General features: G+C 38.8%; 18 protein-coding genes. All 18 read right to left on the reverse strand.

Annotation, left to right across the window (positions count from 1 at the left end):
* Positions 1-17 precede the first annotated feature (17 nt).
* Positions 18-581 carry an SCO family protein gene (locus tag DEU39_RS05815; protein ID WP_042721880.1) on the reverse strand — a complete coding sequence of 188 codons (564 nt, stop codon included), beginning with the start codon at positions 579-581 and terminating at the stop codon, positions 18-20.
* Positions 582-597: 16 nt separating this feature from the next.
* Positions 598-1,419, reverse strand: coding sequence for a formylglycine-generating enzyme family protein (locus DEU39_RS05820; protein ID WP_120231267.1), 822 nt, complete (start codon positions 1,417-1,419; stop codon positions 598-600).
* 70 nt (positions 1,420-1,489) lie between these two features.
* A complete protein-coding gene (gene nirK / locus DEU39_RS05825; protein WP_042721878.1) occupies positions 1,490-2,524 on the reverse strand; it encodes a copper-containing nitrite reductase in 1,035 nt (344 codons plus the stop codon).
* A gap of 122 nt (positions 2,525-2,646) precedes the next feature.
* Positions 2,647-3,078, reverse strand: a complete 432-nt coding sequence (locus tag DEU39_RS05830) for an RrF2 family transcriptional regulator (RefSeq protein ID WP_042721877.1) — start codon at positions 3,076-3,078, stop codon at positions 2,647-2,649.
* A 79-nt stretch (positions 3,079-3,157) separates the two neighbouring features.
* Positions 3,158-4,114 carry a DUF438 domain-containing protein gene (locus DEU39_RS05835; protein WP_120231268.1) on the reverse strand — a complete coding sequence of 319 codons (957 nt, stop codon included), beginning with the start codon at positions 4,112-4,114 and terminating at the stop codon, positions 3,158-3,160.
* A 115-nt stretch (positions 4,115-4,229) separates the two neighbouring features.
* On the reverse strand, positions 4,230-5,135 hold the full coding sequence (gene moaCB, locus DEU39_RS05840; RefSeq protein WP_120231269.1) for a bifunctional molybdenum cofactor biosynthesis protein MoaC/MoaB: 906 nt from the start codon (positions 5,133-5,135) through the stop codon (positions 4,230-4,232).
* A gap of 3 nt (positions 5,136-5,138) precedes the next feature.
* A complete protein-coding gene (locus tag DEU39_RS05845; RefSeq protein ID WP_120231270.1) occupies positions 5,139-5,579 on the reverse strand; it encodes a molybdenum cofactor biosynthesis protein MoaE in 441 nt (146 codons plus the stop codon).
* Positions 5,566-6,660: a ThiF family adenylyltransferase gene (locus tag DEU39_RS05850; RefSeq protein ID WP_120231271.1), complete on the reverse strand. Its 1,095-nt coding sequence runs from the start codon at positions 6,658-6,660 to the stop codon at positions 5,566-5,568. The genes DEU39_RS05845 and DEU39_RS05850 overlap by 14 nt, the downstream gene beginning before the upstream one ends.
* Before the next feature lie 14 nt (positions 6,661-6,674).
* Positions 6,675-6,908: a MoaD/ThiS family protein gene (locus tag DEU39_RS05855; RefSeq protein WP_042721872.1), complete on the reverse strand. Its 234-nt coding sequence runs from the start codon at positions 6,906-6,908 to the stop codon at positions 6,675-6,677.
* Complete coding sequence (locus DEU39_RS05860) at positions 6,898-7,488, reverse strand: molybdenum cofactor guanylyltransferase (protein WP_120231272.1); 591 nt, start codon at positions 7,486-7,488, stop codon at positions 6,898-6,900. Before DEU39_RS05860 ends, DEU39_RS05855 begins: the two co-directional genes overlap by 11 nt.
* Before the next feature lie 12 nt (positions 7,489-7,500).
* Positions 7,501-8,697, reverse strand: coding sequence for a gephyrin-like molybdotransferase Glp (glp, locus tag DEU39_RS05865; protein WP_120232204.1), 1,197 nt, complete (start codon positions 8,695-8,697; stop codon positions 7,501-7,503).
* A 15-nt stretch (positions 8,698-8,712) separates the two neighbouring features.
* On the reverse strand, positions 8,713-9,315 hold the full coding sequence (locus DEU39_RS05870) for a molybdopterin-dependent oxidoreductase (RefSeq protein ID WP_227942458.1): 603 nt from the start codon (positions 9,313-9,315) through the stop codon (positions 8,713-8,715).
* A gap of 82 nt (positions 9,316-9,397) precedes the next feature.
* Positions 9,398-10,396, reverse strand: coding sequence for a GTP 3',8-cyclase MoaA (gene moaA / locus DEU39_RS05875; protein ID WP_227942459.1), 999 nt, complete (start codon positions 10,394-10,396; stop codon positions 9,398-9,400).
* Entirely contained in the window at positions 10,380-10,661 is a 282-nt protein-coding gene (locus DEU39_RS05880) for a DUF6755 family protein (protein ID WP_120231273.1), read from the reverse strand. Before DEU39_RS05880 ends, moaA begins: the two co-directional genes overlap by 17 nt.
* 23 nt (positions 10,662-10,684) lie before the next feature.
* Positions 10,685-11,206, reverse strand: a complete 522-nt coding sequence (locus tag DEU39_RS05885; RefSeq protein WP_042721863.1) for a ubiquinol-cytochrome c reductase iron-sulfur subunit — start codon at positions 11,204-11,206, stop codon at positions 10,685-10,687.
* 10 nt (positions 11,207-11,216) lie between these two features.
* Positions 11,217-11,792 carry a 4Fe-4S dicluster domain-containing protein gene (locus DEU39_RS05890; RefSeq protein ID WP_042721862.1) on the reverse strand — a complete coding sequence of 192 codons (576 nt, stop codon included), beginning with the start codon at positions 11,790-11,792 and terminating at the stop codon, positions 11,217-11,219.
* A gap of 14 nt (positions 11,793-11,806) precedes the next feature.
* Positions 11,807-14,038 carry a molybdopterin oxidoreductase family protein gene (locus tag DEU39_RS05895; protein ID WP_120231274.1) on the reverse strand — a complete coding sequence of 744 codons (2,232 nt, stop codon included), beginning with the start codon at positions 14,036-14,038 and terminating at the stop codon, positions 11,807-11,809.
* 11 nt (positions 14,039-14,049) lie between these two features.
* Complete coding sequence (locus DEU39_RS05900; RefSeq protein WP_120231275.1) at positions 14,050-15,105, reverse strand: MFS transporter; 1,056 nt, start codon at positions 15,103-15,105, stop codon at positions 14,050-14,052.
* Positions 15,106-15,110: the final 5 nt, after the last annotated feature.

Below are 15,110 nucleotides of genomic sequence, written 5' to 3' on the forward strand. Positions count from 1 at the left end.
GTTAAATACTTTTCGGATTATAATTCTAATTGTTTTTTGATTTCTTTTACAAGGGCTTCATTATCATTTCCTAAGCCCTCTTTCTGGAAAGCGAGTATTCCTTCTTTAGAATAGACACTGATGATATTGGAGTGAGAAAATTCTATCGGTGAAATTTCTTTATACTTCACAGCCATGATATTAGCCAATTCCCTTGTTTCTGCTTCTGTACTTCGGATGAAAGTCCATTCATCATCCTTAAATTTATTGATTTCCATATAGGCTTTCATAACTTCCGGCGTGTCTGTTTCAGGATCGATAGAGATCAAAACATATTGGATGTCATCACTGTCTACTTTTCCTACCATTTTAGAAATGTTTCTCATTTCATCAGCCAGTCTGGGGCAAGCCGTTTTGCATGAGGTAAAGATCATGGTGGTAACAATTACTTTTCCCTGGAAGTCGGAGAAGGTTATTTTACTTCCGTCCTGTTTTTCCCATTCAGAAGCCAGATTGTATATGGAATCAGGTTTCAAAGGTTCGTTTTTTTTGCTGCAGGAGAATAAAACCAGTGCCAACAAAAAATATAATAGACTTTTCATTTTATTTAAACTTTAATTAATCTTTCGCACATCTAAATCCAAGGTTGTTGAGACAGTAATCGGCTTTCAAGCTTCCTCTGAGTGCATACCGGACAAATGCCGCATAATTTCTGAGATCCGCTGATGTAACTGCCGCGCCTGCACAGAATAGAGATTCATTGGTGGTATTATCTTTTCTGGATTCCCCGCTCATCATCACCGAATTGAAATCATAGGTCCATTCCCACACCATTCCGTACATATCATAAACACCGTAATAATTAGGTTGTGAATGCTTTACAGGCTGTTTGCTTTTATCTTTTTTCTGATAGGATTTCAATATAAATTCTGTAAACTCCGGCTTTTGGGAAGCATCTTTGGAATCTCTGTCCGCAAGTGCTACATATTCCCATTCATCTATTGTCGGAAGTCTTTTCCCTACACTTTCGGCATACGCTTTTGCGGCATACCAGGAAACATTGATGACAGGCGTTTCCGGACCTAAGTTTTCAGGAATTTCAAAATCGCTCTTCCAGTTTTTCAGATAGGTTGTATCTGCATATAGTCTTAGGATCTTACTTTTGGCCCATTGGGGATTTTTCTTCAGGAATTCGAGATATTCTCCATTGGTAACAGGACTTTCGTCAAGATAAAATGTTTTAACTTTTACGATTCTCCCTGAATCTTTACCAATAAAGGCTTTATACGTTCCCCCATCTATTTTTACCATTTTTTTTGAGCTGGAGACTTTGTTCGGATGGTGTTGAACGTGGGGCTTCGTATCAGAAACATCGCGGTGACCGGAACAGGAAACCTGACTGATAACAATTATAAAAAATATTACTAATACACCTTTCATGATTTCCCTTTTTATAATCCCCAATGAGACCTAAGTAATAATACCCTTTCAACTATATATTTACTTTAATTTAATTTTTCTTATAAATGGCCGGATTTTCAGGACCCGTCACTTTTATTTTTCCCAAAGCTCCTTTATTGAATGCTCTGAAAATGGCATGGTCTACGATCACATATTCTCCCGGAACGGTTGCTTTAAATTCTACGATTGTAGCTCCTCCCGGTGGAATCAAAGTAGTTTGTACATCTTCATTGATCTTGCTTCCTCCTTCTATGTATACTTTGTCAAAGATCTCACCGATAACGTGGAAAGAAGAGGTAAGGTTGGGTCCTCCGTTTCCTACATAAAAACGAACTGTTTCTCCAACTTTAGCCTGAAGTTCCCCTTTACCTAGCAAAGCACCTGTATGTCCGTTGAACACTACATATTCAGGATGTTCTGCAATGGCTTTGTCCATATCAAATTCCTGTAATCCTTTATCCCCGAATTTTCCTTTGGTGTAGAAATCTCCTTGCATGATGTAAAACTCCTTGTCTACTTTCGGTAAACCTCCTTCCGGTTCGATAAGGATCAAACCGTACATTCCGTTGGCGATATGCATTCCTACAGGTGCTGTTGCACAATGATAGACATACAGTCCGGGATTCAAGGCTTTAAAATTGAATACTTTCTCTGTTCCTGGTGCTACAAATGTGGCTTCTGCTCCTCCTCCGGGACCGTTCACGGCATGAAGGTCTATGTTATGAGGAAAATTGCTGTTTTCATTGTTTTTAAGGTGAAGCTCGATCTCATCTCCTACTCTTGCGCGGATAAAACTACCGGGAACTGTTCCGTTGAATGTCCAGAAGTTATATTGCGTTCCATCTGCCAATTCACCGACTTTTTCAATAATTTCCAGTCTTACAATGACTTTTTTGGCAGCTCTCTCTCCTACAGGAGCAGGTACATAAGGCGGAGCAACCAGTTTTTGTTCTTCTGATGAACCGTCAGTAGCTATTTTTTCGGCATCCGCTGTTTTATCTGTGGCAGCGGATGGATTTTGTTTGCATGAATTCATACTGATGAACGCAGACAAAACGGCAGTGATGAAGATGGATTTTTTCATTTTGATTGGTTTACGTTTTTTGGCTTAAAATAATTTTATTCAATTTAACAAGATATAAATACCTTTTAGTGTTTTATTTGTCACTGCTTAAAACTCGATTTTAATTGATTCTGATAAATATTTTATTTTTTTAAAAAAGTCAGTTTCAAATCTAAGTTCTTGACAAACATTCTGATCTTGGAGTTTTCCAGCATATCTCTTATTTCTTTACGGATATGTTTGAAATCATTATGGATAGGACAAGGATGATCTTCCGAGCATTCTCTGAGTCCTAAACCACAACCTGAAAAAAGTTTGTCTCCGTCTATCTCTCTTACAATATCTGCTATAGATTGCTCGAGGTTATTTTCATCCATATAAAAACCACCGTTGGGTCCTTTTGCAGATTGTACAAAACCTTTTCTGCTGAGTTCCTGTAGTATTTTGGCAATGAAATACTCCGGGGAATCTATTCCTGATGAAATATCTTTGATCCCTACTCTGCTTCCGTCCTTGGACTTCTGCGCGATGAAGATCAGTGCACGAATGGCGTATTCACAGGTTTTAGAAAACATTTGTTATTTTTATATTACAAAGATATATATTCGAATTTATATAAAAGAGTTTTTGGTATTTTATTTTTCATGATAATCATCACTCCCATTCCAAAAGTCTTCTTTCTCCCTCGATCTTTTTGATCTCCGAAATATCCTGAGACATTTCGATAACCCCTCGATAGTTCTTCTGTGCGTCTCTTACGGCAAAATATCGTACATAGATTAACTTGTCACGATAATTGAACCAGAACGATGCTTCATTTTGCTCTCCTTTTCTGAAAGCTTCCAATATTTTCAGAACGGTATCCACACTTTTCGGAGGATGGCAAAAACGCACTTCTCTTCCGATAATTCCTGCACTTCTCGGGAAAACACGAATGTCTCCACGGTTATAGAAAATCACTCTGTCGTTTTCATCCACATAGGTAAGATCCAGCGGCAATGTTCTGAATAAAAGATTCACCTGTTCCACTGTCATATATCCTTCATCAAAGTGTGATGCATTTTCATCAAAACTTACATCGGTTCTTATGGTTTTATCTTCGGAAGGATGTACATACTGCTCTTCTTCCGGATATTTTGCGGGTGGCTGACTCAGCATCCAGCCGATTTCATCTTCGCCTTCTCTCATTTTTATCCATTCTTCATCGGTAAGGATCTCCATTGCATTCGGGAAGAGAACCATTTTTTCCACCTGCATCAGATTTCTTAAGTTCTGACCCGCATATTCTATGTTTTGTTTTGCGGAATCCAGATCTTTTTCTTCAATATTTTTTCTGATGATCCTGAAAATATCCCGGATCGTATCATGGAAAGACCACATATTTCTGGAAGGTCCGGTCCACCTTTTTTGCTCCAGAAAAGGAAACAGTTGATTTTCTTTTCGCTCAAATCTCCTCTCAACGGTTGACAAGTGGTTGAAAAGGTTATAAAATTTCTGAAATTCTTCCTTCGGATCTGTTTGAAGCAATTCTTCCAGTAATGTATCGATCAGCTCCTCTTCCACCAGATAAGTGTGAACGGGATGTCCTGCTTTTAATTGATTTTTATCCATTTTAGTTTTAATAGAATATTAATACCTTTTTGTCTTTTATAGAACAAAGGTAAGATTTCAACTTCAATTAAAAGAGTTTTTTATCTTTTAATATACTGATTTTTATCAGCAATCTTTAATGCTTTCCGCCGTTCAGTATTTTATAGATGTGCAGAATCCCCGGGAATATAGAATCCATCGACTCTTCGGCTCCTTTTGTTGAGCCTGGAAGTGCGATCACCAGAGTATCACCGATCATCCCGGCAAGACTTCTCGATAACATCGAATAAGGAGTTCTTTGCTGACCATAATTTCTGATCGCTTCGGCAACTCCGGGAATTTCTCTGTCCAACAACGGACGAACAGCTTCGGGAGTGACATCTCGTTTCGAAAGCCCGGTTCCGCCTGTAATCATTACCAACGAGATTCCGTCTTCTGCATACAGCCTGATCTTGCTCTGGATCTCAGTAATTTCATCAGGAATAACCACATAATCATTAATGTTTACCTTATTTTTCTCAAGGGATGAAATAATGGCTTTTCCTGCTTTATCTTCTTTTTTACCTTCAAAAATACTGTCCGAACACACAATTACAGATGCTGTGATCCCTTCACCGGAATCTTTGATATCGGATTTTCCGCCTTTTTTCTCAAGCAGCCTGATGTTTTTGATCTCAATGTTTTTATCGATCGGTTTCAGCATATCATACATGGTAAGGGCAACGATTGAAGCGGAATGCATCGCCTCCACTTCTACCCCGGTTTTATAGATCGTATGAATTTCTGAAGTGATATGAATATCCAAATCCATGATCTCAAACTGAATAGAGGTATATTCTATAGGAAGCGGATGACAGTCCGGAATAACATCACTCGTTTTTTTGGCTGCGAATAAACCTGCTGTTTTGGACATTTCAAAAACATTTCCTTTCGGAACTTTTTGATTCACAATAGCATCGATCGTCTCCTGTGAACTGACGCTGACAACGGCTTCTGCAATAGCTTTCCTGAGTGTATTTGTTTTATGTGTGATATTAACCATACTTTATTGTTTATTTTCTTTCCAGGAGTGAGATTTATCCTCCAAAATTTCTTTCCCCCACAACGGAACTTCCTTTTTGATCCTGTCCACCATTTCGTCACATGCATTGATGGCTTCCTTACGATGTGGAGCTGAAGTAAACACAAAAAGACAGATCTCCCCCACTTTGATGTTTCCCAATGAATGATAGATGTGAGCGCAGGTAAGTCCGTATTTGGTTATGATCTCTTCACGGATTTCATGGGCTTTTTCCAATGCCATCTCCTGATAAGCTGTGAATTCTATAGATTCAACTTTCTTATCGTTGATTTTGTCTTCCCGAACCTGACCCAGGAATATGCTATGACCACCAATACTTGTTTTTACCGTGTGTTTAGCAATACTTTCGGCAACGAATGCAGGATCAATAGGACCTTCTATAAATATATTCTTAATTTTTTTCATGATAAACTGATTTTGCTCCGGTCGGGAAATGCCTGATCTCTTTTTCCGGAAAATAAGTTTTTGTGATCTCCACCGCTTTTTTGCTTCGGATTCCTGAGGCGCAAATGAAACAGATGTTTTGATAGGATTTTAATGATTGTAAATGTTGTTCAAGTGATGCCAATGGAATTTCCAGAGCGTTTAAAGCTTTCAATCTCGGTTGTTCTTCAGTTTCTCTTACATCAATAAGAACACTGTTTTTCTGATTCAGAAATTCTTCTAAAGCTGAATGCGAGCTGATGTCATCACCTTTATGGATATTACAGAATACATCATAATTGAAATTTTTGAATTCCTCTATGGTTTTCGGTCCTGATCTTTCTTTATTTTCAGTAAAAGTCATTTTCAGCGACTGGTAATTTTTGGTATTAAAGATCAGTAACTCATGTACCAAAACCTCATCTGAGCCGATCAGCAATTTGATGACTTCATTAGCCTGAAAAGTACCAATAACGGATGAATGGGACGGCAAAACTCCTGCTTCATTACAGTTCGGAACTTCATTAGGATTTGGCGGTATCGGAAAAAGATCCCGGTATTGTGTCACCGAATTTACTTTTTCAACATTGAAAACCGCCACTTGACCTTCATATCTGAAGATAGAAGCATACACCAAAGGTTTTTTCAAAAGAAAACAGGCATCATTCAATAAGTATCTTGTCATAAAATTATCGGTACAATCTACGATCACATCAAAATTATGGATCAATGAAAGAACATTTTGTGTGGTGACCAGCTCCTGAAAAGCGACTATTTCGGTTTCAGAATTCATGGTATTCAAATGTTCGAGGGCTGCAACGACTTTTGGAGTTCCCACATCTTGCTCGTCATATAAAAACTGACGGTGAAGATTGTGCAGATCTACTTTATCAGAATCTGCTATTCCTATCACTCCGACTCCTGAAGAGACCAAAATCTGGAGAACAGGGCATCCCAATCCGCCTGCTCCAACCACTAAAACTGATGAACGGGCAAGCTTTTCCTGTGCTTCAACGCCAAAATTCGGAAGTATAATCTGTCTGCTATATCTGTTTATATTCATGGTAATGTATTTTTTTAACCTCCTGAGTAGGGAGGTAATAATGCAATTTCTGCTTCACCTGAAATCAAGTGCTGGTTTTCTGCTTTCACTCCATTCACAACGACTAAAAAAGTGGTTTTCCCCAATTCAGGAAATTTTTCGAACAATTGCGATCTGAGTTCAGCAACACTGGCTGTATTGTGCAATGGAAGATCGTATTCTTCTACTTTAAAGATGTCTGTGAGTTTGCCAAATATTTTAAGTTTCATCTGTCCTGATTTTAAGTAATTCTAATTTATTTATCATACGTTCTGCCTCCCAAAAGCTTTCCGGTGTATTGATATTCAAAAACTGTGGTCTAAAGGATTCATCATACTGAATATAATGAGCATCTTGCTGTTCCAGAAATCGGGTCATTCTCAGGCGGTCATTCTTAATTGAATTTGCTAAAACATCAAGAACCACATAAGGATAAATGCCTAAAACCGGATATACTTTACCTTCACATTCCGCGATACTGATCTTATTTTCTGCTCTTCTTTGAAGAATATCTTTCATCAATTCCGTAGAAACAAAAGGCATATCGCAGCTACATACGAAAATATCTTCCTGACAGTGCTCTAAAGCAGACCGAATTCCTTCCATAGGACCTTTTTGCTCATATCGATCTTTAATCACATTCATTGGAACAGGATCACCTGAACGGTTTCCGGAAATAAAAACCTCATCGAATACTTTCGCCAAATTATCCACAACATGTTGTATCATCGTTTTTCCACTCATCTTCATGAGGGCTTTATCCTGTCCCATTCGGGAACTTTTACCACCCGCTAAAACAACTGCTTTCATTTCTGATCATTTTCAAATCCTCCAGATCTTTATTTTTTCACCAGGATTTATTTCGGTTATATTTTCAGGAAATTCAACCAGACAGTTTGCCTGTGCCACAGAATTCATTTTGTATGATTCCTGACCATTGAGGATGTGCACTTTTCCCTGGGAATACCAAGCTTTTAAAAACTGTGTCTGCTCACTGCTTCTTTTCATTACGAAAGATTCTGAAACCGCCACATCCTGACTTTCATTAAGGTTCTTTCTTCCGAAACATCCCAATACAAACGGTTTTACATACTGATGGTAACAGGAAAATACAGATGCTGGATTTCCCGGTAACGCAAAAACAAATTTTTCGTTAAATTTCCCGAAGAATAAAGGTTTTCCTGGCTTTTGTCTTACTTTATAAAACAATTCCGTAACACCCAGTTTTTCCAGAGCAGGTTTTACATAATCATAATCTCCCACGGAAATTCCGCCTGTAATCAGTACAATATCTGCATTTTCAAAGGCTTCTTTAATCGCAGAAAAAGTTGTTTCTTGTCTGTCTTCGGTATGTTTTATGAAGGAAAATTGATGATTGATCTCCGCTAAAGCAGCCTGTAAAGTGTATGTATTGGAATTGTAAATTTCTCCATCGGATAAAGTTTTCCCAACTTCCACCAGTTCATTGCCGGTAAAAACAAGACCGATCTTTAACCGTTTATAAACCTTAACTTTTTCTATTCCAAATCCTGCCAGAAATCCGATCACTGAATGATTGATAAATGTGTTCTTTTCCACAATCACAGTTCCTTTCTCGGTTTGTGAAGCTTTGAGACGGATATGGTCCCCTTTTTTAATTTCATCTGTATTACATTGGATATAATCTCCGTTGCGGACTACTTTTTCCTGCATCACCACAGTATCTATACTTTCCGGAACCTTTGCCCCAGTAAAGATCCGTACAGCTTCTCCTTTACCTAAAATAGGGTCATTTGTTGAAATTCCTGCAGGAATTGTATTGGTAACTTTTAATTTGGTAGAATCTTTCAAATCATCAAAACGAAATCCATACCCATCCATCGCAGAATTATCGAAAGACGGCACATCTAAGGTCGCCATGATAGGTTCTGCCGTATAAAAACCCAAAGCTTCCAACAGAGGCAATATCATATTCTCTGTCGGGAAAATATGGTTCTCTATGATTTCTCTGGCTTCAGAAACACTTATGTATTGATTCATTCTGATCATGCCTTGCTATTGCACTCTTGTTACTTCTATGCTTTTCAGCCATTTTACGTGACGAGGACCCGTTTTGGTATCAGACAGACTCACGAGGATCATTTCGCCTTTTTCTTTCAGGGGGTTTCCGTTCTGTTCAAATACTACATACACTTTATCTCCAGTAGGGTTATTGAACAATTCTGCCCATGAAAAGGTAGCTTTGTAATCATCTGAAGCTCTTGCAACAATGTAGAAATTCCTGTCTGTGTGATCCTTCTGTGCAATTTTTGCCTTTTCCACAATTTCTGTAAGCAGAACACCTTTAGTAGATTCTATATGACTTTTGGATATCCCCGACTGACAGACAATATCAAAATCTTTAATTTCCTTTACATTCATTTTTTTCAAAGAATCTACAGTGAGTGTCAAGGGCTTAACGACATCTCCCATTACGGTTATCTCTTTGTTTACATAGATCCAGTCATCATCATCGTGCTTATGATTTTCTTTTTCCGAAATGTTTTCTGAAATATGAGCCATACTTTGCACTTCAGGTTTTGCTGCTTCAGGTTTACTGCATTGCAACATTGGGTAGGTCATCGCTACCACCCAAATGAATTTTAAAAATTTTCTCACGGTTTGATTTATTAGTGTTTAAAATGATTACAGTTTTTTAGTTATTATTAATTTTTGTTTTTATTTTTTTCCAAATATAAAACTACCCGCCGATTTTTATCATACTCCGATTAACAATTGATTGATTTTTTACACTTCCCATTTCAGAAAACTGTCCACCTTTCTCTTTATGCTTTCTGGTGATGCCTAATTGAATCAGTTCCAGAAGGTCTTCTTCGTTTCTGAAAGCCTTCAGCAAATCAAATTCATCCGCTCCGAAAAGACAGTTTTTCATTTTCCCATCTGAAGTGATCCTGATTCGGTTACAGCCAGCACAGAAAGCATTGCTCATGGTAGAGATCAGTCCGAAAACTCCTTTGCTTTCTTCACTAATCCGATATTTTCTGGATGTATCATTTTTCTGATCCGTTATTTTTTCAAACGTAAAGTGCTGTGAAACCAAATCAAGCATTTCCGCGACCGGAATCACTTTTGCTTTTTCCCAAGAATTTCCGGTGAATGGCATAAATTCTATAAACCTCAACTCTATCGGATAATGATGGGATAAGGCAATGAATTCCGGGATCTCATCATCATTGAAACCCCGCATTACCACCATATTCAGTTTTACATTAAACCCTCTTCTGATGCTTTCTTTGATATTGTCCCAAACGGGTTGAAACAGGTCTCTTTTGGTAATGTATTTAAACTTTTCGCGATCCAGAGAATCAATACTGATATTGAGATTTTTAACGTTACATTCTTCCAGCGCATCAAAATACTTATGAAGCAAAACCCCATTGGTTGTAACTCCTGTATTGACATTTAACTTGGAAATCTGTCGGATGATATTTTCAAAATCATGTCTTACCAAAGGTTCTCCCCCTGTGATTCTGATCTTGTTAATCCCATAATGATGAACAAAAACCCTTGCAATTTCGAAAATTTCGCGGCTGCTCATCAGTTCTACGGATGATGTACTTTTGAACGGTTCATCGGGCATACAGTATAGACATCTGAAATTACAGTTGTCCGTAATGGAAAGCCTCAAGTAATCGTGTTTTCTGCCAAAAGAATCAAGCAAATCAATAGGCATTGTCATTCTCCTCTTCTGATTTTTTAATCTGTCCTGTAGGAATATCCGGTACATATCTCAAAAAGAAAAGTGTACACAGAAATATAACCACTGATCCAATTGCCGAATAGGCTGCAAAGTCCAGGTTTTCTTTATCCAAAGCCTTGTTGATCGTTCCAAACAAAAGCCACATTTGCAGACTTACCAGCAGAATATAGACGCTGATAATGGCAACAAGCATTTCATTGATTCTGAATGTTACTTTTTTAATAGGTTTCTTTCGTACTGACATCTCGGTAATTTTTTGTGTTGAACTTATCCGTGGCTTTCTTCGGTTTCTTTTTCAAAATCCGTCACATATATTTTATCCTCTTTGATCACGACCTTTAACTGCGGAAGCGGTCTCGGTGGCGGTCCCTGAATAACAGATCCGTCATCCGGATTGAAAAACCCGTGGTGACAAGGGCATTCGATCAGCTGTTCATTATGATTGTATAGCACAGAACATGACAAATGGGTACATTTTTGTTCAAAAACTTTCCATGTATCTTCTGCGAGACGGATAAGCATATAGGGATTACGATGATCTTCATTGATATAGAACGTTCTCATTCCTCCCACCTGTAGATCGGTCGTTAATCCTATAAAATAGGGTTTTATTTCTTTCTCTTTTCTGAAAAAATTAAACAATGGAACGGCTACATTGGCAAATGCCAAAGTGCCTGAGAAAAAAGTGATCAGTTTGATGAATTCTTTTCTGGAAACATATGCTGCCTCACGTTTTTTAATAGGAAAATCGGCTTTCCAGGCGGGGATTTTTTTATGATTTTCTGACATGTTAGTATGATTAAAAAACTTTTAATTCTTCGCTGCCTTTCGGCATCATTATATTTACTTTTGTATTTACGACTTCTTTCCCGAAAATAAAGCGGTTCACAGGTGTGCTGTTCGGTCTTTTCTTCGCTACATTCTCTCTGGTATCAAAGGTTAAGGCCCCACTAGGACAAACTGTTGCACACATAGGTTTAAGACCCGTACTGGTCCTGTCGTAGCACATATTGCACTTCATCATTAGCATCGCACTTTGATCCGGAATCTGCGGAACTCCGAACGGACAACCAATAACACAATTCGCACATCCGATACATTTTGATGTATCTGCGGTATGCACAATACCATATTCATCTTTTGTAATAGCATCTGCGGGACATACATTCGCACAAATGGGATCTTCACAATGCATACACACCTGCACGGTGGTCTGAACAGTTTCTGCCCTGTCTACATAATGAATATGAATCATCGAGGTTTCTCCGTTAGTCTCACATTCTGCACAAGCCATCTCACACGAGTGACAGCCGATGCAGCGCTGCATATCAACGAAGAATTCCATATCATTAAATTTTTCAAACTGTTCCGCCATAATCTTTTTAAAATTTAATATTGAATATCTCTACTTTGGTTAGCCAATTCTTTTGAATTTTTTCCTTTTTTACGCCCTGTTTTCTCCAATTTGCAGGCACAAACTTTAAATTCCGGTATCTTTGAAACAGGATCTAAAGCATCAATGGTCAACTGATTGACAGAATTCACACCGCCCCAGTGATAGGGGATGAAAACAGTATCTTCCCTGATTGTTTCCACCACATTTGCAGGGAACAAGGCACTTCCTCTTCGGGTAGACACTTTGATCAGGTCATTTTCCTGAATGCCATATTGTGCAGCCAATTTAGGATGGATCTCAAGTAATGGTTCTGGATAAATATCTACCAGCTTTCCAATTCTTCTTGTCTGTGAACCACTTAAATACTGACTTACTACTCTTCCTGTTGTCAATACAATCGGATATTCTTCATCCGGCTCCTCCATTGGTTTTTTGTATGGAGTCGGATTAAAATGTGCTTTTTTATCATTTGTATTGAATTGTCTATCTTCCCAAAGTCTTGGAGTTCCGGGATGTTCTTCACTAGGGCAAGGCCAGAAAATCCCCAGATTTCTTTCTATTCTTCCATACGTGATTCCGTAATAGTCTGCCGCACTGCCTTTGGAAGCTCTTCTAAGTTCATTGAAGGTTTCTTCGCTGTTTTTATAGCTGAATTTATCGCCTTCACCTAATCTTCGTGCCAGTTCCATAATGATTTCGCTGTCACGCTTAGCTTTTCCCGGAGGAGCTACCACAGCTCTAATTCTAATCACTCTTCCTTCTGCCGATGTAGTGGTTCCTTCTTCTTCTTCCTGCAAGGAGCCTGCAAGAATTATATTGGCGTGACGTAAGGTTTCTGATAAAAAGAAATCGATTCCTGCATAGAATTCCAGTTTTTCCAGTGCTGCACGAACGTTATTGTTATTCGGTAAGGAAACCAATGGATTGAAACATATCGATAATAAACCTTTGATCTCTCCACGATTGATGGCTTCAATGATCTCATAAGCACTCAGGCCTTTTCCCGGCATATCTTCTTCTTTGATGCCCCAAATATCAGCAACAAATCTTCTGTGTTCTGGATTTTCAATGTCTCTGTTTCCGGGAAGCTGATCACATTTATGACCATGCTCTCTTCCGCCCTGCCCATTTCCCTGTCCTGTAATCGTTCCGTAACCGCAATACGGTTTCCCGATCCTTCCGGTTGCCAACACCAGATTGATACAGCTGGAAACATTCTGAACACCTTTAGAGTGATGTTCTATCCCACGGGCATGCATCAAAAAACTGGTTTTAGCTTTTCCCCACATTTCTGCAGCTTTGTAGATCAGTTCTGCAGGAACACCGGTTACTTCTTCTCCCCATTCCAGAGTACAGTCTTTCACGGCTTCGGCAGCTTCTTCAAATCCTGAAGTGTGATTATTGATAAAATCATGGTCGAGCCAATTGTTATCAATTAAAACTTTCAGCATAGTATTGGTAAGTGCTGAATCTGTTCCCGGTTTAATTGGCAAATGGATATCTGCAGTTCTTGCAATCGGGATCTGACGCGGATCTATCACTATTAATTTTGCTCCGTTATCGCGGGCTTCCCAGATTTTATGTGTTAAAACAGGAAAACATTCGCTTACATTGGCTCCAGTAATGATGATTACTTCTGCATGAGCCAGATCAGCCCAACTGTTGGAAGATCTATCCATCCCAAAAGCTTTTTTATTTCCTGCTCCGGCACTCACCATACAAAGGCGGCCATTATAGTCAAGGTTGGCAGTTTTCAGAGCGACACGGGCAAATTTCCCTATCATATAGCTTTTCTCGTTGGTAAGGGATACCCCGGAAAGCATAGCAAAAGAATTTTTTCCGTATTGTTCCTGGATTCTTCTAATCTCTTTCACCACTACGTCATACGCTTCATCCCATTCGATCGGAACAAAACCTTTTCCATCCACTCTTTTGTAAGGTGAAAGCAAACGATCGGGGTGATTGTCCTGCATATATCGCTGAACTCCTTTCGGACAAAGTCTTCCTTCATTGAACGGAAAATCATTCCAGGGTTCAAAGCCAACAACTTTTTTGTCTTTTACTTTTAGTTGAATTCCACACTGCAAACCGCAAAAACAACAATGCGTTTTTATCAATGCATCGGGATTTTGTGGATTTGATCGTACAGTTCCTTTGTTAGGATAGTGTTGATGTGGGCCAAATATATTGATGATCTCGTCAGCTGATACGGGTAATTTTGCCATTTTATTCTATTTTAACCAAAATATTTTCCTGATTCTTGTCTTGCTTTAAGGTGCGCTTTGGCTAGCATTGCTCTTTTTCCTTCGGGGCTGTAATCCAAATAGCTTTTGCCATCTTCGCGTACTAAATCAAAGCCCATTTTTTTTGTGATTTCCTTCAGGTCATCAATATGCATTTTTGTGGTGTATTCGTCGCCTGTATGCGGACAAACCTGCATTCCCCTTCGTTTTCCTTCAATTTTATAGATATTTGCTCCCACTTGTGCTGGTCGCTGAAAGATGTGAAAGAACTTTCCAAAAGGGATCCACATAAGGAACATAGCTACCGTAATGGCATGGGTAATAGCCATAAACTGACTCATTTTTCCTTCGAGATAGGTATAATCAAACCAAATTCCCAATCCTGTCACAGAAACAGCTACCAATAAGATCAAAGGAAGCCAGTCTCTTTCAAACCATTGGGTAGCGATAAGACCTTCATCCACGAATCTTCTGTGCATCATAATGAGACAACCCACGATAACCATGATCGAGGTCCAAACCAGAATATGGAAAAAGAAAACGGCTATGGCAGTATCGAGAGGAAATGTCATCACAGTAAAGCCCATCATATGGGTTTCATACTGATCTATGGTTCCTGGTTTTAAGGTGAAGTGCAGCCATCCAAATGTAAGTCCGAATGTGACCATAAATGAGATGAGACATCCTGTAGCTAAAAGGAAATGTCCTAACCAACGCGTTTTACCTCTTGGAGCGATGAATTTCTGAAAAATGATGTTACGAACAGATAAACGGATCACTTCTTTTACATAAACCGGGTAATCTTTACTGAAAATAAATTCCCAGGTACGCTTCCAGTATTTCTGTGTTGCCGGACGCTGTTTCCATACCGAATGATGATAGACAACTCCGAAAGTCATGCTGATCGTTCCGAAGAAATAAATGATCAAAGCGGCATCAAAATTCTGTAGATTTACCGATCCTATTACCGTAACGGCAATGACCACTAATGTGGCAATGATGGCATTAATAAATGCTTTTTTATTGATCTTTGTGAAAATGCTGAACATCTGTA

Source organism: Chryseobacterium sp. AG363 (assembly GCF_003610675.1).
Lineage (GTDB): Bacteria > Bacteroidota > Bacteroidia > Flavobacteriales > Weeksellaceae > Chryseobacterium > Chryseobacterium cucumeris.